Source organism: Serpentinimonas maccroryi (assembly GCF_000828915.1).
Lineage (GTDB): Bacteria > Pseudomonadota > Gammaproteobacteria > Burkholderiales > Burkholderiaceae_C > Serpentinimonas > Serpentinimonas maccroryi.
In genome coordinates this window covers 763370-786057 of record NZ_AP014569.1, presented here as the reverse complement: position 1 = coordinate 786057, position 22688 = coordinate 763370, and the positions used below count along the sequence as shown (strand labels likewise).

Here is a 22688-nt window from a genome sequence, read left to right as displayed (position 1 = left end):
CGTGCCACCCTGCAAAAACCCAGCGGACTCAACCCATGCATTCATACCCATACCTCATCAAAAGCCCAATCGGGCCGATGCGCTCATCAGCCCAAACCCGATTTTAGGGGGACAAAGCGCACCGCATCGAGCACCTGCCGGCTCAAGCCCTGTGCCGTGCGCTCGATCAGCACCAGATGTTGCTGGCCGGGGCTGAGTTCCGTGGGCGCCACCAAGCGGCCACCGATGGCCAGCTGCTCGAGCCAAGCGCCGGGCAACTCGGGCCCAGCGGCAGCGGCGACGATGCCCGCATAGGGCGCCCCAGCCGGATACCCAGCCATGCCGTCACCCAACAGCAGGTGCAGGTTGGGCAAGCGCAGTTCGCGCAGGTTCTCGCGCGCGCGCTCGTGCAGGCCGCGCAGGCGCTCGATGCTGTACACCTCGTGGCACAACAGGCTCAGCAGCGCCGCTTGGTAGCCGCAGCCGGTGCCCACTTCCAGCACCCGCCCCAGCGGCAGCGGTCGACCGGTGCACAGCAGCTCCAGCATGCGCGCCACGATGGTGGGCTGCGAGATCGTCTGCCCCAAGCCGATCGGTAGACTGATGTCTTCGTAGGCCTGCGAAGCCAGCGCGCTATCGACGAAACGGTGCCGCGGCACGGTGGCCATGGCACGCTCCACTGCCGGGTGCTGCAAACCTTGCGCCACCAAGCGGCGCACCAGCGCCAGCCGCACCGCTTCCGAATCGAGCCCGCCACCTTGAGGGGCTGGTGCAGCGGCAGGCGTGGCGCCGTACTTGCCCGCGCTGCCAGACTTGGCCACCTGTGCGCCCGCAGCGCTGCGGGCCGCAGGCTGGGACGTCAGGCCCGGAATCTGCGCCGGAAAAGCCGGGCGCGTGGCTGGGCGCGCCGCAGCGCCCGAAGCCGGGCCAGCGCCACCGGCTTTGGAGCGGTTCATGGCTGCGCCGGCTCCGTACCAAGAGGTTTGGGCCCATCTGGCGGCTGTGCTGCGGCTGTGCGCGGGTGCGCGCGCGACCACTGCGCCACCGACTGGCCCCAGTAGGCCAAGCGGGCATGGTCGGTGAGGTCGATCTGCAGCGGCGTGACGGTGACAAAGCCGTGCTCGGTGGCATGGAAATCGGTGCCTTCGGCGTCGTCCTTGGCCGGGCCGGCGCTGCCGATCCAGTACATGGTGTCGCCGCGCGGGTTCATTTGGGTGATCACGCGCTCGGCCGCGTGGCGCCGCCCCAGCCGCGCCACCTTGAAGCCGCGCAGTTCGCCCAAAGGCAGGCACGGCACGTTGACGTTGAGCAACCAGGGCTCGGCGGGGTGCTGCGCGCCAGACTGCGGCTGCAACGAAGGCAGCAGCTGCCGCACCAGTTCTTGCGCCTTGGCGGCTGCGGCGTCGAGGTGGCGCCAGCCCTTTTCGGTCTGCGAAAAGGCGATCGCTGGCACACCAAACAGGTAGCCCTCCATGGCCGCGCCCACGGTGCCGGAGTAGATCGTGTCGTCGCCCATGTTGGCGCCGTTGTTGATGCCCGAGACCACCAGGTCGGGCGTGTAACCCAGCAAGCCGGTCAGGGCGATGTGCACGCAATCGGCCGGGGTGCCGTTGACGTAGCGAAAGCCGTTCGGCGCCCGGTGGATGTAGAGCGGGGAATGCAGCGTGAGCGCGTTGGATTTGGCGCTGTTGTTGTGCTCTGGCGCCACCACCTCGACGCTGGCAACCTCGCACAGGGCCTCGTACAAAGCCACGATGCCCGCTGCTTGGTAGCCGTCGTCGTTGGACAGAAGAATCTTCATTGCGCTCGATTGTAGAACGTCACCGACTAGACAGCCCACCTAGACAGCCAGACGAGAAAGCCCGTTCAAGCGCTGGCTTCTGTCTGAGCACCTCAAGTGGGTTTTTCCACCCACACATCTGGGCGCCGACTGAAACAACCGCTTACAACTTTGATCTGCGTCAAAAACCTTAAGTCGCATAGGGCTTAATCTGTCTCCTGTCAGTTTACGTAACTTTTAGGAGCCCGAACCATGAAGATTCAGCTTATTGCCGCTGCCGTCGCGCTGGCCGCGAGCGGTTACGCCGCCGCTTCATCCAACACCCAGGCGCCGGTGCGCGTCGCTTCTGCCACCACGGGCGCGGGTGGGGCAACTGCTCCGGCGCGCGCGGCGGCCCCAGCCACCCCGGCACGCGCCGCCCAAGCCGCACCAGCGCGCGCCACCGTGCCGCCCATCCCGCCCGCACCCTCAGCGGCGGCCGATCCGTTCAAACACCTCTATGCCCCCATCCGGCCCGCACCCAATGTCAACTTGGGCAAGGTGGAACTGGGCAAAAAGCTGTTCTTCGAACCGCGCCTGTCCAAATCGGGCTTCATTTCGTGCAACTCCTGCCACAACGTCATGCGTGGTGGCGCCGACCATCTGCGCACCTCGGTGGGTGACCGCTGGCAAGAAGGCCCGATCAACTCACCCACCGTGTTCAACTCGGCGCTCAACTTGGCCCAGTTCTGGGACGGGCGCGCCGCCACCCTGCGCGAACAGGCCGGCGGCCCGATCGCCAACCCGGGTGAAATGGCGTTCACGCACGAGCTCGCCATCGGCGTGCTGGAGTCCATTCCGGAGTATGTGCGCGAGTTCCGTTTGGTCTTTGGCCAAGAGGGCATCACCATGGACATGGTCACGGCTGTGCTGGCCGAATTCCAGACCACCCTGATGACGCCAAACTCGCGCTTTGACCAGTGGCTGCTGGGCAACACCACGGCGCTCAACGCCAACGAACTCAACGGCTACCGCCTGTTCAACGAAGTCGGCTGTGTCGCCTGCCACAACGGCCCCAACTTGGGCGGCAATGCGTTCCAGAAAATGGGTGTGGTCGAGCCCTACCACAGCCGTGCCGGGGCCACCGTGATCGGGCGCGCCGCCGTCACCGGCAAGGACGCCGACCGCTTCAACTTCAAGGTGCCAACGCTGCGCAACGTGGACATGACCTACCCCTACTTCCACGACGGCGGTGCCGACACCCTGACCCAAGCGGTTGATGTGATGGGCCGGTTGCAACTGGGCCGGCGCTTTACCGAGCGCGAAAACGCCGACATCGTCGCCTTCCTCAAAACCCTCACCGGTGAGCAGCCGCGCATCACCCTGCCGCATCTGCCGCCTTCGAGCGACGCCACCCCGCGGCCCCGTCCTTTCGCCCGCGACCGCTAATTTGCCCTGCCGCTGCGCACCCCAGCTTAGGGGTGTGCGCGGCTTGGCTTTGGGTGTCAACACCGGCAACTCACACACCGCCACTCAGATGTGGCGGTTTTTTTATGCCCAAAAATCAGGGTTTACCCGCGCCAGCGACCCCTGAGTCGCGCAAACGACGGCCATGCAGGCCGCGCGCCGCCTACAATGGCGCACCCTCGAATCTGACAGTTTGCCGTAAGTTTAGGCACGCGCCTGTGCCGCTTTCAATCACCACCACTCCGCATGAAAACCCCTGCATCGCTATTGGAACAACACGGCCCACGCGAGGCCATGGAATACGACGTGGTCGTGGTCGGCGGCGGCCCGGCCGGGTTGGCTTGCGCCATCCGCCTCAAGCAATTGGCGGCCGAAAAAGGGGCCGAGTTGAGCGTCTGCGTGCTGGAAAAGGGCTCCGAACCCGGGGCGCATATTTTGTCGGGCGCGGTCATGGACCCGCGTGCCCTGAGCGAGCTGCTGCCCGACTGGAAAGAGCGCGGGGCGCCCTTGCACCAGAGCGTGAGCGGCGACGACGTGCTGTTTTTGAAAGAAAAATCGGCCACCCGCACCCCGGACTGGCTGGTGCCGCGCAATTTTCACAACCACGGCTGCTACGTGATCAGCCTTGGGGCGGTGTGCAAGTGGCTGGGCGAGCAGGCCGAAGCGCTGGGCGTGGAGATTTTTCCCGGCTTTGCTGCGGCCGAGCTGCTGTACACCGAATCCGGCGCGGTCAAGGGCGTGGCCACCGGCCACCTGGGGTTGGGCAAAGACGGGCAACCGGGGCCCGACTTCCAACTGGGCATGGAGTTGCACGCCAAATACACCGTCTTTGCCGAGGGTGCGCGCGGCCACTTGGGCAAGCAGTTGATCGAGCGCTTTGCGCTGGATGCAGGCAAAGACCCGCAAGCCTACGGCATCGGCATCAAAGAACTGTGGGAAATCCCGCCTGAGCAGGCCAAACCGGGCCTGGTGGTGCACACCGCCGGCTGGCCGCTGGATGCCCGCACCTACGGCGGCGGCTTTTTGTACCACCTCGAGGGCAACCGGGTCACGCTGGGCTTCGTGGTCGGGCTCGATTACGCCAACCCTTGGTTGAGCCCGTTTGAAGAGATGCAGCGCTGGAAAACCCACCCCAGCATCTGCGCCCACATTCAGGGCGGCAAGCGCATCGGCTACGGCGCGCGCGCCATCACCGCCGGCGGCCTGCTGAGTCTGCCCAAAACCGTATTCCCCGGCGGCGCGCTGGTGGGCTGCGAAGCCGGCTACCTGAACGCCGCGCGCATCAAGGGCAGTCACGCGGCCATCAAAAGCGGCATGCTGTGCGCCGAGGCCGCCTTTGAGGCGGTGCAAGCCGGCCGCAGTGGCGACGAACTGAGCGCCTACCCGGCCGCGTTTGAGCAAAGCTGGCTCCACGAAGAGCTGGACCAGGCGCGCAACTTCAAATCGTGGTTCAAAAAAGGCAACACCGTGGGTGCGCTCATGACCGGCATCGAGCACTGGCTGCTGCCCAAAATCGGCCTCAAGCGCCCCCCGTGGACGGTGCACCGCCACGCCCCCGACCACAGCTTGCTGCGCCCGGCGGCCGAGTGTGCGCGCATCGACTACCCCAAACCCGACGGCAAGCTCACTTTCGACCGCCTCTCCAGCGTCTTTGTGAGCAACACCAACCACAACGAGCACCAGCCAGCGCACCTGACGCTGCGCGACGCCGCCGTGCCCGTGCAGATCAATCTGGCGCGCTACGCCGGACCCGAGCAACGCTACTGCCCAGCCGGGGTGTACGAGTTCGTTGCGGCCGATGGCGGCGGCGAGCGCCTGCAGATCAACGCCCAGAACTGCGTGCACTGCAAAACCTGTGATATCAAAGACCCGACGCAAAACATCGTCTGGGTCACGCCTGAGGGCGGCGGCGGACCGAATTACGCGGGCATGTAAGGCCCCCTGAGGCCCCTCGCAAGGGCTTCAAAATTCTGTGTTAGGGTAGAGTAGATGGTGGCCACGTTTTTGGGCCCCCGCTGCCTAGCAGGGAACCAGAGCCGGGTGCTCAGTATCAAGCCGTCGCCGTTTTTCTTCAACCCTCAGGAGTCAACATGGATTTCTCTAAAGTTTTGGACAAGGCCTACCACGGCCTGCCCGTATCCGAAGTGGCCGAAGCCCCGGTCGATGCCTTGTATGGCGTTTCGGCCGCCGACGCGGAAAAGCTCAAAGCGGCTTTTGGCATCAAGACCGTGCGCGATCTGGCCACCAACAAGTACTTTCTCGCGGCACAAGCCATCGTCGACGAGGCCGACGACCTCGAAGATTAAGAGGCTGGGTGCAGCGTCTGCGGGCCCCTCCATCCGGACGGTGGCCCGTTTTTATTGCCCGCTGGTTGTTTCGTAGGCTCATTGCACCTACCAGACGCCTGCGCTGGCTGCGACTGCTTTCTGCGCTACAGTCATGCGCCATGAGCGCACCCCAATCCACCCCAAGCACCCCATCCGCTTTGGCTGCTTCGACCCCCCATGGCACCCCCACTGCGGCTGCCCCTTCAGCCCCCGCCCTGCAGCGCACGCCCCTGCACGCGCTGCACCAAGAGCTGAGTGCGCGCTTGGTGCCCTTTGCCGGCTACGAGCTGCCGGTGCAGTACCAGGGCAACGGCCTCGGGCTGCTGGCCGAGCACCTGCACACCCGCGCCAGCGCCAGCCTGTTCGACGTCTCGCACATGGGGCAGGTGCGCCTGAGCGGCCCCGACGCGGCGGCTGCGCTCGAAACGCTGCTGCCGATGGACGTGCTCGGCCTCGGGCTGAACCAGCAACGCTACGGCCTGCTGCTGGCCGACGACGGCGGCATCCTCGACGACCTGATGTTCGTCAACCGCGGCGACCACCTGTGGCTGGTGCTCAACGGGGCCTGCAAGGCCGCCGATCTGGCCTACCTGCAAGCGCGCCTAGGCCAGCGCTGCGCCATCGACGCCCTGCCCGAGCAAGCGCTGCTGGCGCTGCAGGGCCCACTGGCCGCCACGGCCTTGCAGCGGCTGCTGCCGGGGATTGAAAAGATGGTGTTCATGCAAGGCGCGGCGCTGCCTTGGCAGGGCCACGCGCTCTACGCCACGCGCAGCGGCTACACCGGCGAAGACGGCTTTGAGATCTCGCTGCCCGCAGCCGCTGCCGACGCCTTTGCGCGCGCGCTGCTGGCGCAACCCGAAGTGCAGCCGGCGGGCTTGGGGGCGCGCAATTCGCTGCGCCTCGAAGCCGGGCTGTGCCTGTATGGGCAAGACATCGATGCCGGCACCACCCCGGCCGAAGCGGCGCTGGGCTGGGCGATCCAGAAAGTGCGGCGCAGCGGCGGCGCGCGTGCCGGCGGCTTTGCCGGCGGCTTTGCCGGCGCCGAGCGCGTGCTGGCCGAGCTCGAAGGCCGCCAGCCGCTGGTTCGACGGCGCGTGGCGCTGCGGGCCAGCGAGCGCGTGCCGGTGCGCGAACCCGCGCCCCTGCTGGATGCTGCCAGCGGCCAAACCATCGGACAAGTGAGCAGCGGGCTGCTGAGCCCGAGCCTGAACCAGCCGATTGCCATGGGCTACGTGCCGCCCGAATACGCCGCCTTGGGCAGCCAGCTGCACGCCGTGGTGCGCGGCAAAACCGTGCCGATGACGGTCAGCGCCCTGCCCTTCGTGCCCACGCGCTACCATCGCGGCTGAAATCGCCGCCGAAATTTCGTACGCCCCCCACCCGGGTCTGCGCGACCCAAAACTCCACCCCTTAGCTGCAAGGAAACCCTGTCATGAGCCTTAAGTTCACCCCCGATCACGAATGGCTGCGCCTCGATGGCGACTGCGCCACCGTCGGCATCACCGCCCACGCCCAAGACGCGCTGGGCGATGTGGTGTTTGTGGAACTGCCCGAAGTCGGCGCGCAGCTGGAACAAAAAGCGGTCGCTGGCGTGGTCGAATCGGTCAAGGCCGCCGCCGACCTCTACATGCCGGTGAGCGGCACCGTGCTCGAAGTCAACGAAGCGCTGCGCGCCGACCCGGCGCTGGCCAACACCGACCCGCTGGGCGCAGGCTGGTTTTTCAAGCTGCGCCTGAGCCAACCGGCCGAGCTCGACGCCCTGCTCGACGAAGCCGCCTACAGCCAGCTGACCCAGTAAACGCCGCACCGCACCGCCGCTCCAACCCATCCCGCCCCACCCCGCGCCGCCCCATTCCCCCAGACCCGCCTGCGATGACCCACCCTGCCCTACCCAGCTTGAGCGAGCTCGAGCAGCCGACCGAATTCCACGCCCGCCACATCGGCTTGAGCGCCGCCGACGAGGCGCAGATGCTCGCTGGCATCGGTGCGGATTCGCGCAGCGCCTTGATCGGGGCCATCGTGCCGCCCGGCATCGTGCGCGCCGAACCGATGCAGCTGCCGCCGGCCGTGGGTGAGGCGGCGGCGCTGGCCGAGCTCAAAGCCATCGCGCAGCAAAACCAGCTGCTGCGCAGCTTCATCGGTCAGGGCTACTACGGCACCCACACGCCGGGCGTGATTCTGCGCAACATCCTCGAAAACCCGGCCTGGTACACCGCCTACACCCCCTATCAGGCCGAGATTTCGCAAGGCCGCATGGAGGCGCTGCTCAACTTCCAAACCCTGGTCTGCGACCTGACGGCGATGGACATCGCCAACGCCTCGATGCTCGACGAAGCCACGGCCGCCGCCGAAGCCATGACGCTGGCCAAGCGCTCGGTCAAGGCCAGCGGGCACACGATTCTGGTCAGCGCCGACTGCCACCCGCAGACCATCGAGGTGCTGCAGACCCGCGCCGCGCCGCTGGGCTTGGTGGTGCAGCTGGTGCATTCCGGGCCCGAGTGGCTGGCCGCGCTGCAGCAAGACGACTACTTTGCCGCCCTCAACCAATACCCCAGCAGCAGCGGTTGGCTGGCCGACTGGCAGGCCAGCGCCGACCTGATCCACGCCAAAGGCGCGGCGCTGCTGCTGGCCACCGACCTGCTGGCGCTGGCCGTGCTCAAGGCCCCGGGCGAGATGGGGGCCGACATCGTGTTTGGCAGCAGCCAGCGCTTGGGCATGCCCATGGGCGCGGGCGGCCCGCACGCCGCCTTTTTGGCCTGCCGCGCGCCCTTCAAGCGCTCGCTGCCCGGCCGCTTGGTGGGAGTGAGCGTCGATGCCCACGGCCACCGCGCCTACCGGCTGGCGCTGCAAACGCGTGAGCAGCACATCCGGCGCGAAAAAGCCACCTCCAACATCTGCACCGCCCAGGTGCTGCCTGCCGTGATCGCCAGCATGTACGCGGTCTATCACGGCCCGCAAGGCCTGCGCCGCATCGCCGAGCGCGTGGCGCGCTACACCGCCATCTTGGCCGCCGGGCTCGAGCAGCTCGGGGTGCGCTTGCTGCACCACAGCGCCTTCGATACCCTCACGCTCGACTTGGGCAGCGCCGCCGCCGCCGAGCAGTTGCACCAGCGCGCCGTGGCCGCCGGCATCAACCTGCGCCGCCACAACGGCGAGCGCGCCGCCTGGGTGGGCATCAGCCTAGACGAAACCTGCACCCGCGCCGATCTGCACCGGCTCTGGGCCTTGCTGGCCGACGGCGCGCACGCGCTCACCTGCTTGGGCGAATTGGAACACGACACCGCGGCGCGCATCCCGCCCGCGCTGCGCCGACGCAGCGCCATCCTCGCGCACCCGGTGTTCAACCGCCACCACAGCGAAACCGCCATGCTGCGCTACATCCGGTCGCTGTCGGATCGCGATTTGGCGCTGGACCGCACGATGATCCCGCTGGGCTCGTGCACCATGAAGCTCAACGCCACCAGCGAGATGATCCCCATCACCTGGCCCGAGTTTGCCCACATGCACCCCTACGCCCCGGCGGCGCAGATGCAGGGCTACCGGCTGCTCGACGAGCAGCTGCGGCACTGGCTGTGCCAAGCCACCGGCTATGCCGGCATCAGCTTGCAGCCCAACGCCGGCTCGCAAGGCGAATACGCCGGCCTGCTGGCGATCCGCGCCTGGCAGGCTGCGCACGGACAGGGCCAGCGCGACATCTGCCTGATTCCGCAGTCGGCGCACGGCACCAACCCGGCCACGGCGCAAATGGTGGGGCTGCAGGTGGTGGTGACGCGCTGCGACGAAGCCGGCAACGTGGACATGGCCGATCTGCAAGCCAAGTGCGAGCAGTACAGCGAGCGGCTGGCGGCGGTGATGATCACCTACCCCAGCACCCACGGCGTGTTCGAGACCTCGGTGCGCGAGCTGTGCGCGCTGGTGCACCGCCACGGCGGCCGGGTCTATATCGACGGCGCCAACCTGAACGCGCTGGTGGGCCTGGCGGCGCCGGGCGAGTTCGGCGGCGACGTGAGCCACCTGAACCTGCACAAAACCTTTTGCATCCCGCACGGCGGCGGCGGCCCCGGCGTCGGCCCGGTGTGCGTGGTACCCGATCTGCTGCCCTACCTGCCCGGCCACGCCAGCGCCGCCGCTGCTGGTGCCTACACCGGCAGCGCCGCGCCTGCGACTGGCGTGGGGGGCAGCGCGGCTGCGCAGCAGCCAAGCGTGGGGGCCATCTCTTCTGCTCCTTTGGGCAACGCCGCCGTGCTGCCGATCTCGTGGATGTACATCCGCATGATGGGTGCCGACGGCCTGCGCGCCGCCACCGAGAGCGCCATCCTGAGCGCCAACTACATCAGCCGCCGCTTGGCCCCCCACTACCCCACCCTGTACGCCAGCGACAGCGGCCACGTGGCGCACGAGTGCATCCTCGACTTGCGCCACTTCAAGGAAAGCTGCGGCGTGATGGCCGAAGACGTGGCCAAGCGCCTGATCGACTACGGCTTCCACGCGCCCACACTCAGCTTTCCGGTGGCCAACACGCTCATGGTCGAGCCCACCGAGAGCGAGCCGCTGGCCGAAATCGAGCGCTTCATCGAGGCCATGATCGCCATCCGGGCCGAAATCAGTCAGATCGAAGCCGGCCACTGGCCGCGCGCCGACAACCCGCTCAAGAACGCCCCGCACTGCGCCGCGCAGCTCACGCGCACCGACTGGCCGCACCCCTACCCGCGCGAAGTCGGTGCCGCCTTGCACGGCAGCGCCTTGGCCGGCAAGTACTGGCCCCCGGTCGGGCGGGTCGATAACGTCTATGGCGACCGCAACCTGTTTTGCACCTGTCCGCCGCTGGAAGAGGTGCAATGATGGGCGATCGGGCTGCTTAGGGCGCCACGGCCCGCTTGACGCCAAGCGCCAGCGGCCGCGGCAAGTGGCGCAGCGAGCGCAGCAGATAGGGCAACAGGCGCAGCTTCAAACCGCTGACCGAGCGCGGCACCACGGCTTCGATCAGGTGCGGGCCCGGTGTGGCCAAGGCGTGTTCGAGGGCAGCCAGAAAATCCTCGGTGCTGCTGGCGCGGCGCGAGGGCACGCCCATGCCTTGCCCCAGCGCCACGAAATCCAGCGCCGGCTGGCTCAGGTCGAACTGCTGCTGCGCGACGCTGCCGCCGGCCTCGGCCCCGACGCGCTGCAGCTCCATGTTCAAAATCGCATAGCTGCGGTTGTTGAAAACGATGTTGATCACATGCAGCTGCTCGCGCGCCATGGTCCAGAGCGCTTGCAGGGTGTACATGGCTGAGCCGTCGCCGTGGAGCGCCATCACCGGCCGGTCCGGGCAGGCCAGCGCCGCACCCACGGCGCACGGCAGGCCCTGCCCGATCGCGCCGCCGGTGAGGGTCAGCAGGTCGTGCGCCGGCGCCCCAGCGGTGTAGAGCGGCAGCAGCAGACCGGAGGTTTGCGCTTCATCGACGACGATGGCGCGCTCGGGCAGCAGGTGCCCAAGCGCTTTGCAGACCTTGTCGGCGTTGAACTTGCCGCTCGGGCGCGCGGGGCGCTGGGCTGGCTGCAGGGCGGGCGTGGCTTGCGCGGCGCCTGCGGTGTGCACCAGTTGCTCTAGGCTGGCGGCCACGTCTTGCTCGGCGCTGCACAGGGTGTGCACGGTGCAGCCATCGGGCACCAAGCGGCTGGCTTGGCCGGGGTAGGCGAAGAACGAGACCGGCTCTTTGGCGTCGATCAAAATCAAATGCGCGAGCCCGCGCAATTGCACCGAGGCCAGTTCGGCCAAGTAGGCGATGCGCTCGATTGCGGGCAGGCCGGCCCCACGCTGCAGGCGGGTTGGGAAGGTTTCGGCAAACAGCTCCACCCCGGTGTGTGCGGCCAAGCGCGCCGCCGCCAGCAGGGCCGGTTGGCGCAGCGCGCGCCCGCCGAGCAGCAGCGCCTTGCGCCCCGGGGCTTGCAGCACGCGGGCCAAGCGCTCGAGGCTGGCGGTGCTGGCCAAAGGTGGTGCGGCAGCGGGGGCCAAGGCCTGCGGCTGCGCGCCTTCGCTCCACGACACATCGGCGGGCAGGATCAGGGTGGCCACGGCACCCGGCGGGCCGATGCAGGCGGCCAGCGCCTCGGTGGCGTCGTGGCACAGCGCTTGGGTGCTGGCTGAGGTGCGCACCCAAGCCGAGGCGTTGCGCGCCACGGTTTCGATGTCCGACTGCAGGGGCGCGTCGTGCTGCACGTGGCTGCGGGCGTGGTCGCCGACGATGTTGAGCAGTGGCACCCGCGCCTTGCGGGCGTTGTGCAGGTTGGCCAGCCCATTGCCCAAACCGCAACCCAGATGCAGCAAGGTGGCGGCGGGTTTGTCGGCCATGCGCGCGTAGCCGTCGGCGGCGCCGGTGGCCACGCCCTCAAACAAGGTGAGCACGGCGCGCATCTGCGGCGCGCGGTCGAGCGCGGCGACGAAGTGCATCTCCGAGGTGCCGGGGTTGGTGAAACAGGTGTCGATCCCGGCATCGACCAGGGATTTGAGCAAGGCTTGGGCACCGTTCATGGCGTGGCTTCTTGGTTGATGTGGCGCGCCGCGGCACGCGCCGTCAGGATGCAGGCGGGCAAAAAGGTGCCCTCGAGCGAGCGTTTGCCGCAGGCCCCGCCGCCGCCGAAACCGGCCGCCTCGCCCACGGCGTACAGTCCGGGCAGCGGCTGGCCGTGCGCGTCCAGCACCCGGCTGTGCAAGTCGGTCTGCAAGCCGCCCAGGCTTTTGCGGCTGATGAGCCGCAGTTGGATCGCGATGTAGGGCCCGGCCCCGCGCTGGCTCAAGGGGGCGGGCGCGCAGGTGCGCAGCCGATCGGGCCCCCAAAGGCGGGCGTGCAGAATGCGGCGGATCTGCTCGTCGTTGCAGTGCGCCAGCCCGGCGCTGAACTGCGCGTCGTAGGCGGCGACGGTGGTTTCTAGGGTGCCGGGGGCCAGATCTGGGTTGCCGGCCAGCGCGTTCATGCGCTGCGCCAGCTCGGGCAGCGTGTCGGCGGCGATGAAATGCGGGCTCTCGGCCAGCATCTGGCGCACCAGCCGGTGGTTGCCGAGCAGGGTTTCGCGCAAAAACGCCAGCCAGCGCCGCTCGCGGATCTGCAGGTTGTGTTCGGCACCCGAAATCGCCAGCTCTTTGGCGGCGATGCGCCAGTTGAGCAACTGCCACGTGTAGCCGCGCGGCTGCGCCGCCACCCGCTGGCACAGGTCGTGGGTGTCAAAACCGGTCACTAAGGGTTGGGGCCCGATGCGCCGCCCAGCGCTGTCGAGCCAGAGCGCCGATTTGCAGGGGATGAGCGAGAGCCCGTGGCCCTCAAAATGCGGCTGCGGATGCGGCACCCCGGCGGCGTAGTTCCACATCCGCCCAGCGTGTGTGACTTGGCCACCCAGGGCCTGCACGCGCTCGTGCAGCGCGCCATCGGCATAGGGGTGGGCGCCGTTGAGCAGTTCGCTCGGTGCAGCCGCGCCCGCGGCAGCCGTGGGCCAGTGGCGGCGCACCTGCTCCAAGCTGCCGTTGATGCCGCCGGTGGCCACCACCACCTGCTCGGCCTCAAAATGCTGCTCGGCCCCGCTGCTTTCGTCGATGGCGAGGGCACCGCTGATGCGGCCCGCCTGCTGCGTGAGTTCGGTCACGCGGTGCCGGTGCCGCAGCTGCAGCCGTGGTGCGCCGCTGCTGCGCCCGGCTTGCTGCAGGGCGGCGATCACGGTTTGGGTGAGGTGCGCGGCGGTGCCCCACAGCACGTGGTAACGCGGCAGGCTGTTGCCCTCGCCGTACTGGCCGCGCTCGACCCAGTTGACAGCAGGCAAAAAGCGCAGGCCCAGCCCGAGCAACCACTCATAGACCTCGGGCGTGCTGCGCTGCACGTAGTGTTCGGCCCAGCGCCGCGGCCACAGCTCGCTGGCATCGAGCTCGCCAAAGCGCAGCCAGTCTTGCAGCGCGCGCTCGGGGCTGTCGGGGATGCGCTTGCGCCGCTGCAGCGGGGTATCGACCAAGCACATGCCGCCAAAGGCCCAACGCGCCAGGCCGCCTAGGCGCTGCGGGGTGTCGCGGTCGAGCAGCGTGACGCTGCGGCCAGCGCGCAGGCACTCCAAGGCCGTGACCAAACCGGCCAGCCCCGCGCCGATGATCAAGACTTCGCTGCGTGGGTGGCTAGGCATGGCGGGGCTGCAGGCTGGGTGGCTGGCTGGGTGGGCGGCTGGAGTTTAGAGTTCTTCGATGCGCAAGGGCGGGTAGCTGTCCCAGCTCTGGCAACCGGGGCAATGCCAGAAATACTGGCGCGCCTCAAAGCCGCAGCCGGCGCAGCGGTAGCGCTTGAGCGGCTCGCAAGCGCGTTCGAGCGCGGGCTTGACGAGGTTTTGTTCTACCGGCGATCCCCATTGCGACCCGCCCAACCACAGGCTGGCGGCCACCAGCGAGGGTTCGCGGCGCAGGTGCTCGAGGTAGAGGGCGCGCGCGGCTTGCGCATCGTCTTCGAGGCTGACCAAGGCTTGGGTGACGTCGAGCGAGGCGACGTGCTGCTCGCTCCACTGCTGCAACAAGGCGCGCACGGCTGGCGTGCGCCCCAAGCGCTTGCCCCACAGCGCCAGATTGTGCGCCACCAGCGGCAAATGCCCCGGGACATGCCGCACCATGCCTTGCAAAGCCTCCCAAGCCCCTTCGGTTTGCTGCAGGCTGTGGCGCAGATCGGCCAACTGCACCCAAGCCCGCGCCGATTCGGGGATGCGCTGCACCAGCTGCTCGAGCAACACCAGCGCCTCGGTGGTGTGTTGCTGCTGGCGCAAGCTGGCGGCTTGCTCACAGCGGTAATGCGCCAGCCGCAACTGAAAGCTGCCGCGGCCGGCGTCTTCCAGCAACTCGGCCATGGCGGCGGCCTGCTCCCAGTCGCGCGTGCGTTCGTAAATGGCCAGCCGCGCCAGCCGGGCATCGGTCTGAAGCGGCGTGCCCTCGAGCCGCAGCAGCGCCGCCTCGGCCCGATCGAGCAAGCCCGCTTTCAAAAAATCTTGGGCCAGCGCATGGCGTGCGCGCGCGCTCTCGTGCGCCGACAGGTCCGAACGCGCCAGCAGGTGTTCGTGCACCCGCACGGCGCGGTCGTAGTCACCGCGGCGGCGAAACAAATTGCCGAGCGCAAAGTGCAGCTCGGAGGTGTCGGGGTCGTTTTGCACGGCCTCGATGAAGGCATCGATGGCCTGGTCGTGTTGCTCGTTGAGCAGGTGGTTCAGGCCGCGAAAGTAGGCCTTGGGTGCGCGCCGGTTTTCCAGCCGCATCTGGCGCAAATCAAAGCGCGACGCCAGCCAGCCCAGTGCAAACGCAGCGGGCAGGCCCCAGAGCAGGCTGATCAGGTCAAATTCCATGAGGGGGCAGTTCGCCGCCGCTGGCTTTGGTTTCGGGCTGGTTGGCCGGTGGCGCCGCCGCAGCCCGCGCGGCGCGGCGCGCCCGCAGCCACAGCGGCGTCATGACCGCCACCCCCAGCGCCAGCCCCAGCACCAAGGCGGCCAAGACCACCAGCACCAGCGGGGCGTCCCAATAGGCGCCAAAAAACCAATGCAAGCGCACGGCGCCTTGGTTGTTGAGCGCGAACGCAAAGACGACAAAAAAAATGGCTGCCTTGAGCAGCCACGAGAGGTAATTCACGCTTGCCCCCAGTGGTGAGCAAGATTGTAACGGGCTGACCAGCCCGTCACACCTGCACCCTCTGCGCTAGGGCTGGGTTTTATGCAGAAGGGGTGCCGCCCCCGGCATCGACCTGCTCGCGCAGGGCTTTGCCGGGTTTGAAATGCGGCACGCGCTTGGCCTCGATGGCCACGCTCTCGCCGCTGCGCGGGTTGCGCCCCATGCGCGCCGCGCGCTCGCTGAGCGTGAAGCTGCCAAAACCGCGCACTTCCACGCGCTGCCCCTGGGCCAAGGCTTGCGCGATGGCCGACAGGATGGTTTTGACGGCCAATTCGGCGTCGCGCTGACCCAACTGAGCAAAGCGCTCGGCCAAAGCTTGCACCAAATCGCTGCGCGTCATGGCCGCATCAACCGTTGTTGTCGAGTTTGGCGCGCAGCAAGGCCCCCAGGCTGGTGGTGCCTGCGTTGCCCGCGTTTTGCTGGCTCAGGTTGGCCATGGCCTCTTGCTGCTCGGCCATGTCTTTGGCTTTGATCGAGAGCTGGATGTTGCGCGTCTTGCGGTCCACGTTGACCACCACGGCCGTGACTTCGTCGCCCTCTTTGAGCACGTTGCGCGCGTCTTCGACCCGGTCGCGGGCGATTTCAGAGGCCCGCAGGTAGCCGACCACGTCGGAGCCCAGATCGATCTCGGCCCCTTTGGCATCGACACTCTTGACCTTGCCGACCACGGTCGCGCCCTTGTCGTTCATCGACACAAAGGTGGTGAATGGGTCGCCGTCGAGCTGTTTGATGCCGAGGCTGATGCGCTCGCGTTCGACATCGACGCCCAACACGATGGCCTCGACCTCTTGGCCCTTCTTGAAGTTGCGCACCGCGGTTTCACCGGGCTCGTTCCACGACAGGTCCGACAGGTGCACCAAACCGTCGATGCCGGCCGCGAGGCCGACGAACACGCCAAAGTCGGTGATCGAGCGGATCGGGCCCTTGACGCGGTCGCCGCGCTTGGTGGCTTCGGCAAACTCGTGCCACGGGTTGGCGCGGCACTGCTTCATGCCCAGCGAGATGCGGCGTTTGTCTTCGTCGATCTCGAGCACCATGACCTCGACCTCGTCACCGAGGGCCACCAGCTTGTTGGGGGCGATGTTCTTGTTGGTCCAGTCCATTTCGGAGACGTGCACCAGCCCTTCGATGCCGGGCTCGAGTTCGACGAAGGCACCGTAGTCGGCGATGTTGGTGATTTTGCCGAACATGCGCGTGCTGGCCGGGTAGCGGCGTGCCACGCCCATCCAGGGGTCGTCGCCCATTTGCTTGAGGCCTAGGCTGACGCGCTGTTTTTCGGCGTCGAACTTGAGCACTTTGGCCGTGACTTCTTGGCCCGGCTGCACCACTTCGGACGGGTGGCGCACGCGGCGCCAAGCCATGTCGGTGATGTGCAGCAGGCCGTCGATGCCACCCAGATCGACGAAGGCGCCGTATTCGGTGATGTTTTTCACCACGCCGTGCACGATCGCGCCTTCGCGCAGGGTGTCGAGCAGCTTGGCGCGCTCTTCGCCCATCGAGGCTTCGACCACGGCGCGGCGCGACAGCACCACGTTGTTGCGCTTGCGGTCAAGCTTGATGACCTTGAACTCGAGCGTTTTGTTTTCGTAGGGCGTGAGGTCTTTGGTCGGGCGGCTGTCCACCAGCGAACCGGGCAGGAAGGCGCTGATGCCGTTGACCATGACCTTGAGGCCACCCTTGATCTTGATGCTGGTGGTGCCGGTGACGAAGTCGCCGGACTCGAGCGCGCGCTCGAGCGCCATCCACGAAGCCAGCCGCTTGGCCTTGTCGCGGCTCAGGATGGTGTCGCCGTAGCCGTTTTCGACCGCTTCCACGGCCACCGAGACGAAGTCGCCGGCTTGGACTTCGAGTTCGCCCTGATCGTTTTTGAATTCGGCAATCGGCACGTAGGCTTCGGATTTGAGGCCGGCGTTGACCACGACGTGGTTGTGCTCGATGCGCACCACTTCGGCGGTGATGACCTCACCTTGGCGCATTTCGGCGCGCTTGAGCGATTCTTCAAAAAGGGCGGAAAAAGATTCAGACATGGGGCTTCCTGGGCCGCGTGCGCCTTGCAAGGGAACGATCACAAGGCATGCGGCGGATACAAAAACGCAGGGCCAGCGGGCGCTGCGGGTTTCATGGTTGTGAACCCTCGGGCCTGCGGCTGTCAGAGGCAGCCGGCGGGGCCGTTGGGGCCTGAGTTACACACCTGCCACCAGTCGAGCACCTGTTGCACCGATTGCTCGATGCTCTGCTCGGAGTTGTCCAGTAAGCGGGCGCCCTCGGCTGGCTTCAAAGGCGCGGCGCTGCGCGAGCGATCGCGCTCATCGCGCGCCTGAAGGTCAGCCAAAAGGTCTGCCATTGTAGCAGGGATGCCTTGCGCCATCAATTGCAGGTGGCGCCGCTGGGCGCGCTGCTCGGCGCTGGCGGTGAGATAGACCTTGAGCGCGGCATCCGGGAACACCACCGTGCCCATGTCGCGCCCGTCGGCCACGAGGCCGGGCAGGCGCCTGAAATTGCGCTGCAGCTCCAGCAGCGCGGCGCGCACCTCGGGCAGCGCGGCCACGCGCGAGGCCGCCATGCCAGCGGCTTCGCTGCGCAAGGCCGCGCTCACCTCCTCGTCCCCCAGCCACACTTGCTGGCCCTCAAAGCGCAGCGGCAGCTCGCGCGCCAGCTGGCCCAGCGCGGCGGCGCAGCCCGGCTGCTGCAGGGCCGGCGCGCGGGTGTCGATGCCGGCGCGCTCGGCCGCTAGGCCCAGCAGCCGGTACAGCAGGCCGGAATCGAGCCGGTGGTAGCCCAAGCGCTGCGCCAGCTCGGTAGCCAGCGTGCCCTTGCCCGAGGCCGTGGGCCCGTCGATGCACAGCACCGGGATGTGGGCCGCATCGGTCTGGCAGACCGCGAACAGGGTCTCGAAAAAATCGGGGAAGGTCTTGGCGACGCACTTCGGGTCCTCGATCCGCACTTTGATGCGCGCCGGGTTGAAGGCGGCCAGGGCAAAGCACATCGCCACCCGGTGGTCGTCGTAGGTGTGGATGCTGGCGCTGCGCCAGCCGCTGCCGTCGGCGGGCAGGGGCTCGATGCGCAGATAATCGCTGCCCTCCTCGACTTGGGCCCCGAGTTTGCGCAGCTCGCAGGCCATGGCGGCCAAACGGTCGGTCTCTTTGACGCGCCAGCTGGCGATGTTGCGCAGCACGCTCGGGCCGTCGGCGTACAGCGCCAGCACGGCCAGCGTCATGGCGGCGTCGGGGATGTGGTTGCAATCGAGGTCGATGGCGCGCAGCGGCCAGCGAGCGCGGCGCACGAGCAGCGCGTTGGGCTGGCCCTCGACTTCGGCGCCCATGGCGCGCACGGCATCGACGAAGCGGATGTCGCCCTGAATCGAATCCAGCCCCACGCCCTCGATGCGCAGGCCCGCGCTGCCGGGGCTGGGCGGCGCGATGGCTCCGAGCGCCAAAAAGTAGCTCGCCGACGAGGCATCGGCCTCGACGTGCAGCGCGCCGGGCGAGCGGTACTGGCTGCCCGCCGGGATGACGAAGCGCTCCCAGCCCTCGCGCTGCACCTGCACACCAAAGCGCGCCAGCATGGCCAGCGTGATGTCGATGTAGGGCTTGGAGATCAGCTCGCCCTGCACCTCGATCGCGATCGCCTGTTGCGCGCTCACCAGCGGCAGCGCCAGCAGCAAGGCGGTGAGGAACTGGCTCGAGACGTCGCCGCGCACCCGGATGGCCTCGTCCAGCCGCAGCGCGTGTTGCGCGCCGTCGCCCACGCGCAGCGGCGGGTAGCCTTCTTGGCCCAAGCACTGCACCGGGCAGCCGAGCTGGCGCAGCGCGTCGAGCAAATCGCCGATGGGGCGCTCGTGCATGCGCGCCACGCCGGCAAGCTCGAACTGCGCCCCTTGGGTGGCCGCCAGCAGCGCCAGCGCCGCCGTGAGCGGGCGCATGGCGGTGCCGGCGTTGCCCAAAAACAATTGCGCTTGGCGCTGCACCAGCTGGCCGCCGAGTCCGTGCACTTGCAGCGTCTGCGCGCCCGTGGCGTCGATGCGGCAGCCCAAGGCGCGCAAGGCCGCCAGCATGACTTGGGTGTCGTCGGACTCGAGCACCTCGTGCAGCGTGGTGCAGCCGGCGCTGAGCGCGGCCAGCAGCAGCACGCGGTTGGAGATGCTCTTGGAGCCCGGCAGCCGCACCCGGCCAGCGGCGCTCATCAGGGGGGGCAAGTCGAGGAAGGCGGTTTGGTACATGGTGCAAAAATGGAGTCGGGTGCGGTGGCGCCAGACGCCGGCTGCCACTGGCTGCGCAGCGCGCTGGCGTGGGCGATCAGCTTTTGCAGGGCGCTGCCGTCGCTGTGCTGCATGGCCGCTTCGAGCGCGTCGAGCGCGGCGCGAAACTGGCGCGACTGCGCCAGCACCTCGGCCGCGTTGGCTTGCAAAATGTCGCGCCAGATCACCGGGTCGCTGGCGGCGATGCGGCTGAAATCCCTAAACCCGGGGCCGGCCAGCTCCAGCCACTGGCGGCCGGCGCGCTGCTGCCCGAGCGCATTGACGGCCGCAAAAGCCAGCAGGTGCGGCAAGTGGCTCACGGCGGCGTAGGCGGCGTCGTGGTCTTGTGCGTCCATCAGGCGCACCTGCGCCCCCAGCGCCTGCCAGAGCTGCTGCGCGCGCGCGCTCTGCTGCGGCGCGGTTTCGGGCAGCGGCGTCAGGATCACTTGGCAGCCGCGGTACAGGTCGGCGTCGGCGTGCTCGATCCCGGCCACCTCTTTGCCGGCGATCGGGTGCGCAGGCACGAACTGCGGCAAGTGCGCGCCCAAGGTGCGCCGGGCCGCCGCCACCACGTCGGCCTTGGTCGAGCCCACGTCCATGAGCAGCGCCTGCGCCCCGAGCAGGTGGCGAACGGCCTTGAAGGTGTCTTCAGTCGCCGCCACCGGCAGCGCCAGCAGCACCAGGTCGGCCCCCGAGACCGCCAGCAGCGCCGACGGCGCTTCGACGTCGATCACGCCCAGCGCCCGCGCCCGGCTCAGGGTGAGGGGCGATTTGCTGTAGCCCACCACGCGCCGCACCAAGCCGGCGCGCTTGAGCGCCAGCGCAAAAGAGCCGCCCATGAGGCCGCAGCCGATCAGACCGAGTTGTTCGAACATCACCGCCGCCCCCTTCAATCGGCCACCGGGTAGGCCCCGAGCAGTTGGTAAAAGGCACACAAGCCCTGCAACTGCTGCAAGGCCGCAGCCACGTTCGGCTGCGTAGGGTGGCCGGCGAGGTCGATGTAGAAGTAATACTCCCACTGGCCCGATTTGGCCGGGCGCGATTCGAAGCGCGTCATCGACACACCGTGCTGCTTGAGCGGCACCAGCAGATCGTGCACGGCACCGGGGCGGTTGGGCACCGACAGCACCAGGCTGGTGCAGTCGCGCCCTGAAGGCGGTGGCATGGCCATGGTCTGCGGCAGGCAGATCACGGCAAAACGGGTGCGGTTGTAGGCTTCGTCTTGCACCGCGTGCGCCACGATGTGCAGGCCAAACTGGGCCGCGGCGCGCTCGCTGGCCAGCGCCGCCCAAGCCGGGTTGGCGGCCGCCAGCCGCGCGCCCTCGGCGTTGCTCTCGACCGCGCGCCGCTCGGCCTGCGGCAGGTGCCGCGTCAGCCATTGTTGGCACTGCGCCAGCGCCTGCGGGTGCGCCAGCACGGCCTCGATGCCCTCGAGCGCGTTGCACTGGCGCAGCAGGTTGTGGCGGATCAGCAGGCTGACCTCGCCCACCACGTGCACCGGCGAGCGCAAAAACAAGTCGAGCGAGCGCGTGACCACGCCTTCGGTGCTGTTTTCGATCGCCACCACGCCAAACTGCGCCGTGCCGGCGGCGGTGGCGTGAAAGACTTCGTCGAAGCTGCTGCAAAAAATCAGGTTGGCGGCGCTGCCAAAATACTCCACCGCCGCCTGCTCGCTGAAGGTGCCCGCCGGCCCCAGCACCGCCACCCGCTGCGGTGCCTCCAACGCCAGGCAGGCCGACATGATCTCGCGCCAGATCGCGCCCACGTGCTGGTTTAGCAGCGGGCCGGGGTTGCGCGCCTGCAGGCGCTCGATCACCTGCGCGACCCGGTCTGGGCGGAAAAAAGGCGAGCCCTCGGCGCGCTTGATCGCCCCCACCTGCTCGGCCACGCGCGCGCGCTGGTTCAAGAGCGCCAACAGCTGGGCGTCGAGCGTGTCGATCTGCAGCCGCAGGTCGGCCAGCGCTGGGGTTTGCACGACCGGGTTTTCAGCGACCGGGCTTGGCAGACCTGCCGGGCCAGCAACAGGCGCGGCGGCTGTTGGATCGGCTGGCCCTGAAGCAGCCGCGCTCGAAGAGGCAGGGTGAGGCAGGCTCATGGGGTGTGGTCTGCGGTGGGGTTTATGACTGGCGCTCAAACTCGCGCAGCCACTCCACCAGCGCTTGCACGCCTGCCAGCGGCATGGCGTTGTAGAGGCTGGCGCGCATGCCGCCCACCATTTTGTGGCCCTTTAGTTGCAGCAGCCCGCGCTCGGCCGCTCCGGCCAGAAACGCGGCGTTGCGCGACTCGTCGCGCAAGAAAAACGGCACGTTCATGCGCGAGCGGCAGGCCGGATCGACCCGGTTCTCGTACAGCTGCGAGCCATCGATGCAGTCGTAGAGCAGCCGCGCCTTGGCGATGTTGCGCGCCTCTACGGCGGCCAGCCCAGTCAGATCGCCCTCGCGCTGCGCCTTGATCCACTGCAGCGTCAGGCCGGCGATGTAGATGGCGTAGGTGGGCGGGGTGTTGAGCATCGACTGGTTGTTGGCCTGCAGCCGGTAGTCGAACACGCTCGGGCAGATCGGCAGCGCGTGGCCCAGCAGATCTTCGCGCAGCACCACCAGCGTCAGGCCAGCCGGACCGATGTTTTTTTGCGCCCCGCCGTAGGCCAGCGCCACCCGGCTCCAGTCCAGCGGGCGCGACAGCACGTGCGAAGAAAAATCGATCGCCAGCGGCGCCCCGCTGCCTAGGGCGCGCAAGTCGGGCAACTGGTGAAACTCGACCCCGTGCACGGTCTCGTTGCTGCACAGGTGCACGTAGCTGGCCTGTGGGCGCAGCCGCCAAGTGGCGGGGTTTGGGATGTGGGTGTAGCCGCTGTGACCGCCCACCACGGGGTGGTTGGGGCTGGCCGCGCTGGCCACCACCTGCGCGTCGCCGTATTTCAGCGCCTCTTCGGCCGACTTCTGGCTCCAGCTGCCGGTGACCACGTAATCCATCTGCCGCTGCGGCTGGAGCGCGGCCAAGTTGAGCGGCAGCACCGCGTTTTGCGCCTGCGCCCCGCCCTGCAAAAACAGCACGCGGTAGTGGGGCGGAATCGCCAACAACTCGCGCAAATCGGCCTCGCATTGCTCGATGATGAGGCCGTAGTCGCTGCCGCGGTGGCTCATCTCCATCACGCTCATGCCGCTGCCGTGCCAGTCGAGCATTTCGGCGGCGGCCTGTTGCAGCACCGATTCGGGCAGCGTGGCCGGGCCGGGGGAAAAGTTGTAGGGGCGGCTCATGGGCAAT

At 68.0% G+C, this 22688-nt stretch carries 18 protein-coding genes; 6 read left to right on the top strand and 12 right to left on the bottom strand.

The window, feature by feature from the left end:
* Positions 1-86: 86 nt before the first annotated feature.
* Positions 87-935 (bottom strand): protein-L-isoaspartate(D-aspartate) O-methyltransferase, encoded by an 849-nt coding sequence (locus tag SMCB_RS03700; protein WP_082027207.1) that lies wholly within the window; start codon positions 933-935, stop codon positions 87-89.
* Positions 932-1780, bottom strand: coding sequence for a 5'/3'-nucleotidase SurE (surE, locus tag SMCB_RS03695; protein ID WP_045535166.1), 849 nt, complete (start codon positions 1778-1780; stop codon positions 932-934). The genes SMCB_RS03700 and surE overlap by 4 nt, the downstream gene beginning before the upstream one ends.
* A gap of 231 nt (positions 1781-2011) precedes the next feature.
* On the opposite strand from surE, the gene SMCB_RS03690 reads away from it, so the two are divergent.
* From SMCB_RS03690 to gcvP, 6 genes are all read left to right on the top strand, one after another.
* The gene (locus SMCB_RS03690; RefSeq protein WP_082027206.1) at positions 2012-3187 is read left to right on the top strand and encodes a cytochrome-c peroxidase; all 1176 of its coding nucleotides are present in this window, start codon (positions 2012-2014) and stop codon (positions 3185-3187) included.
* Between the two features lie 264 nt (positions 3188-3451).
* On the top strand, positions 3452-5140 hold the full coding sequence (locus tag SMCB_RS03685) for an electron transfer flavoprotein-ubiquinone oxidoreductase (protein WP_045535164.1): 1689 nt from the start codon (positions 3452-3454) through the stop codon (positions 5138-5140).
* 155 nt (positions 5141-5295) lie between these two features.
* A complete protein-coding gene (locus SMCB_RS03680) occupies positions 5296-5511 on the top strand; it encodes a hypothetical protein (RefSeq protein WP_045535162.1) in 216 nt (71 codons plus the stop codon).
* A gap of 140 nt (positions 5512-5651) precedes the next feature.
* Positions 5652-6881 (top strand): glycine cleavage system aminomethyltransferase GcvT, encoded by a 1230-nt coding sequence (gene gcvT, locus SMCB_RS03675; RefSeq protein ID WP_082027205.1) that lies wholly within the window; start codon positions 5652-5654, stop codon positions 6879-6881.
* A gap of 83 nt (positions 6882-6964) precedes the next feature.
* Entirely contained in the window at positions 6965-7330 is a 366-nt protein-coding gene (gcvH, locus tag SMCB_RS03670; RefSeq protein ID WP_045535158.1) for a glycine cleavage system protein GcvH, read from the top strand.
* 74 nt (positions 7331-7404) lie between these two features.
* Positions 7405-10374, top strand: coding sequence for an aminomethyl-transferring glycine dehydrogenase (gcvP, locus tag SMCB_RS03665; protein WP_045535156.1), 2970 nt, complete (start codon positions 7405-7407; stop codon positions 10372-10374).
* Between the two features lie 16 nt (positions 10375-10390).
* Here gcvP and SMCB_RS03660 read toward each other — a convergent pair whose 3' ends face one another.
* The 10 genes from SMCB_RS03660 to serC form a co-directional block, all read right to left on the bottom strand.
* Positions 10391-12043, bottom strand: a complete 1653-nt coding sequence (locus SMCB_RS03660) for an acetolactate synthase large subunit (protein ID WP_045535154.1) — start codon at positions 12041-12043, stop codon at positions 10391-10393.
* The gene (locus tag SMCB_RS03655; RefSeq protein WP_045535152.1) at positions 12040-13674 is read right to left on the bottom strand and encodes an FAD-binding dehydrogenase; all 1635 of its coding nucleotides are present in this window, start codon (positions 13672-13674) and stop codon (positions 12040-12042) included. The genes SMCB_RS03660 and SMCB_RS03655 overlap by 4 nt, the downstream gene beginning before the upstream one ends.
* Before the next feature lie 45 nt (positions 13675-13719).
* Positions 13720-14868 carry a lipopolysaccharide assembly protein LapB gene (lapB, locus tag SMCB_RS03650; protein ID WP_045535150.1) on the bottom strand — a complete coding sequence of 383 codons (1149 nt, stop codon included), beginning with the start codon at positions 14866-14868 and terminating at the stop codon, positions 13720-13722.
* Entirely contained in the window at positions 14858-15148 is a 291-nt protein-coding gene (locus tag SMCB_RS03645; RefSeq protein WP_045535148.1) for a lipopolysaccharide assembly protein LapA domain-containing protein, read from the bottom strand. The genes lapB and SMCB_RS03645 overlap by 11 nt, the downstream gene beginning before the upstream one ends.
* 79 nt (positions 15149-15227) lie before the next feature.
* The gene (locus SMCB_RS03640) at positions 15228-15527 is read right to left on the bottom strand and encodes an integration host factor subunit beta (protein ID WP_045535147.1); all 300 of its coding nucleotides are present in this window, start codon (positions 15525-15527) and stop codon (positions 15228-15230) included.
* 7 nt (positions 15528-15534) lie between these two features.
* The gene (gene rpsA, locus SMCB_RS03635) at positions 15535-17214 is read right to left on the bottom strand and encodes a 30S ribosomal protein S1 (RefSeq protein ID WP_045535146.1); all 1680 of its coding nucleotides are present in this window, start codon (positions 17212-17214) and stop codon (positions 15535-15537) included.
* 122 nt (positions 17215-17336) lie between these two features.
* Positions 17337-19406 carry a bifunctional 3-phosphoshikimate 1-carboxyvinyltransferase/cytidylate kinase gene (locus SMCB_RS03630; protein ID WP_045535145.1) on the bottom strand — a complete coding sequence of 690 codons (2070 nt, stop codon included), beginning with the start codon at positions 19404-19406 and terminating at the stop codon, positions 17337-17339.
* Positions 19370-20299, bottom strand: coding sequence for a prephenate dehydrogenase (locus SMCB_RS03625; protein ID WP_045535144.1), 930 nt, complete (start codon positions 20297-20299; stop codon positions 19370-19372). The genes SMCB_RS03630 and SMCB_RS03625 overlap by 37 nt, the downstream gene beginning before the upstream one ends.
* Before the next feature lie 14 nt (positions 20300-20313).
* Positions 20314-21399: a prephenate dehydratase gene (pheA, locus tag SMCB_RS03620; RefSeq protein ID WP_231851238.1), complete on the bottom strand. Its 1086-nt coding sequence runs from the start codon at positions 21397-21399 to the stop codon at positions 20314-20316.
* Positions 21400-21541: 142 nt separating this feature from the next.
* Positions 21542-22681, bottom strand: coding sequence for a 3-phosphoserine/phosphohydroxythreonine transaminase (gene serC / locus SMCB_RS03615; protein WP_045535143.1), 1140 nt, complete (start codon positions 22679-22681; stop codon positions 21542-21544).
* Between the last annotated feature and the right edge of the window lie 7 nt (positions 22682-22688).

Excerpts from the sequence above, each read along its gene's own strand:
- gcvP (WP_045535156.1), top strand. The coding sequence starts at position 7,405 with ATGACCCACCCTGCCCTACCCAGCTTGAGCGAGCTCGAGCAGCCGACC.
- gcvH (WP_045535158.1), top strand. The coding sequence starts at position 6,965 with ATGAGCCTTAAGTTCACCCCCGATCACGAATGGCTGCGCCTCGATGGC.
- SMCB_RS03700 (WP_082027207.1), bottom strand. The coding sequence starts at position 935 with ATGAACCGCTCCAAAGCCGGTGGCGCTGGCCCGGCTTCGGGCGCTGCG.
- SMCB_RS03685 (WP_045535164.1), top strand. The coding sequence starts at position 3,452 with ATGAAAACCCCTGCATCGCTATTGGAACAACACGGCCCACGCGAGGCC.
- SMCB_RS03660 (WP_045535154.1), bottom strand. The coding sequence starts at position 12,043 with ATGAACGGTGCCCAAGCCTTGCTCAAATCCCTGGTCGATGCCGGGATC.
- SMCB_RS03630 (WP_045535145.1), bottom strand. The coding sequence starts at position 19,406 with ATGTACCAAACCGCCTTCCTCGACTTGCCCCCCCTGATGAGCGCCGCT.
- SMCB_RS03655 (WP_045535152.1), bottom strand. The coding sequence starts at position 13,674 with ATGCCTAGCCACCCACGCAGCGAAGTCTTGATCATCGGCGCGGGGCTG.
- gcvT (WP_082027205.1), top strand. The coding sequence starts at position 5,652 with ATGAGCGCACCCCAATCCACCCCAAGCACCCCATCCGCTTTGGCTGCT.
- SMCB_RS03640 (WP_045535147.1), bottom strand. The coding sequence starts at position 15,527 with ATGACGCGCAGCGATTTGGTGCAAGCTTTGGCCGAGCGCTTTGCTCAG.
- lapB (WP_045535150.1), bottom strand. The coding sequence starts at position 14,868 with ATGGAATTTGACCTGATCAGCCTGCTCTGGGGCCTGCCCGCTGCGTTT.
- serC (WP_045535143.1), bottom strand. The coding sequence starts at position 22,681 with ATGAGCCGCCCCTACAACTTTTCCCCCGGCCCGGCCACGCTGCCCGAA.
- SMCB_RS03625 (WP_045535144.1), bottom strand. The coding sequence starts at position 20,299 with ATGTTCGAACAACTCGGTCTGATCGGCTGCGGCCTCATGGGCGGCTCT.
- surE (WP_045535166.1), bottom strand. The coding sequence starts at position 1,780 with ATGAAGATTCTTCTGTCCAACGACGACGGCTACCAAGCAGCGGGCATC.
- SMCB_RS03680 (WP_045535162.1), top strand. The coding sequence starts at position 5,296 with ATGGATTTCTCTAAAGTTTTGGACAAGGCCTACCACGGCCTGCCCGTA.
- rpsA (WP_045535146.1), bottom strand. The coding sequence starts at position 17,214 with ATGTCTGAATCTTTTTCCGCCCTTTTTGAAGAATCGCTCAAGCGCGCC.
- SMCB_RS03690 (WP_082027206.1), top strand. The coding sequence starts at position 2,012 with ATGAAGATTCAGCTTATTGCCGCTGCCGTCGCGCTGGCCGCGAGCGGT.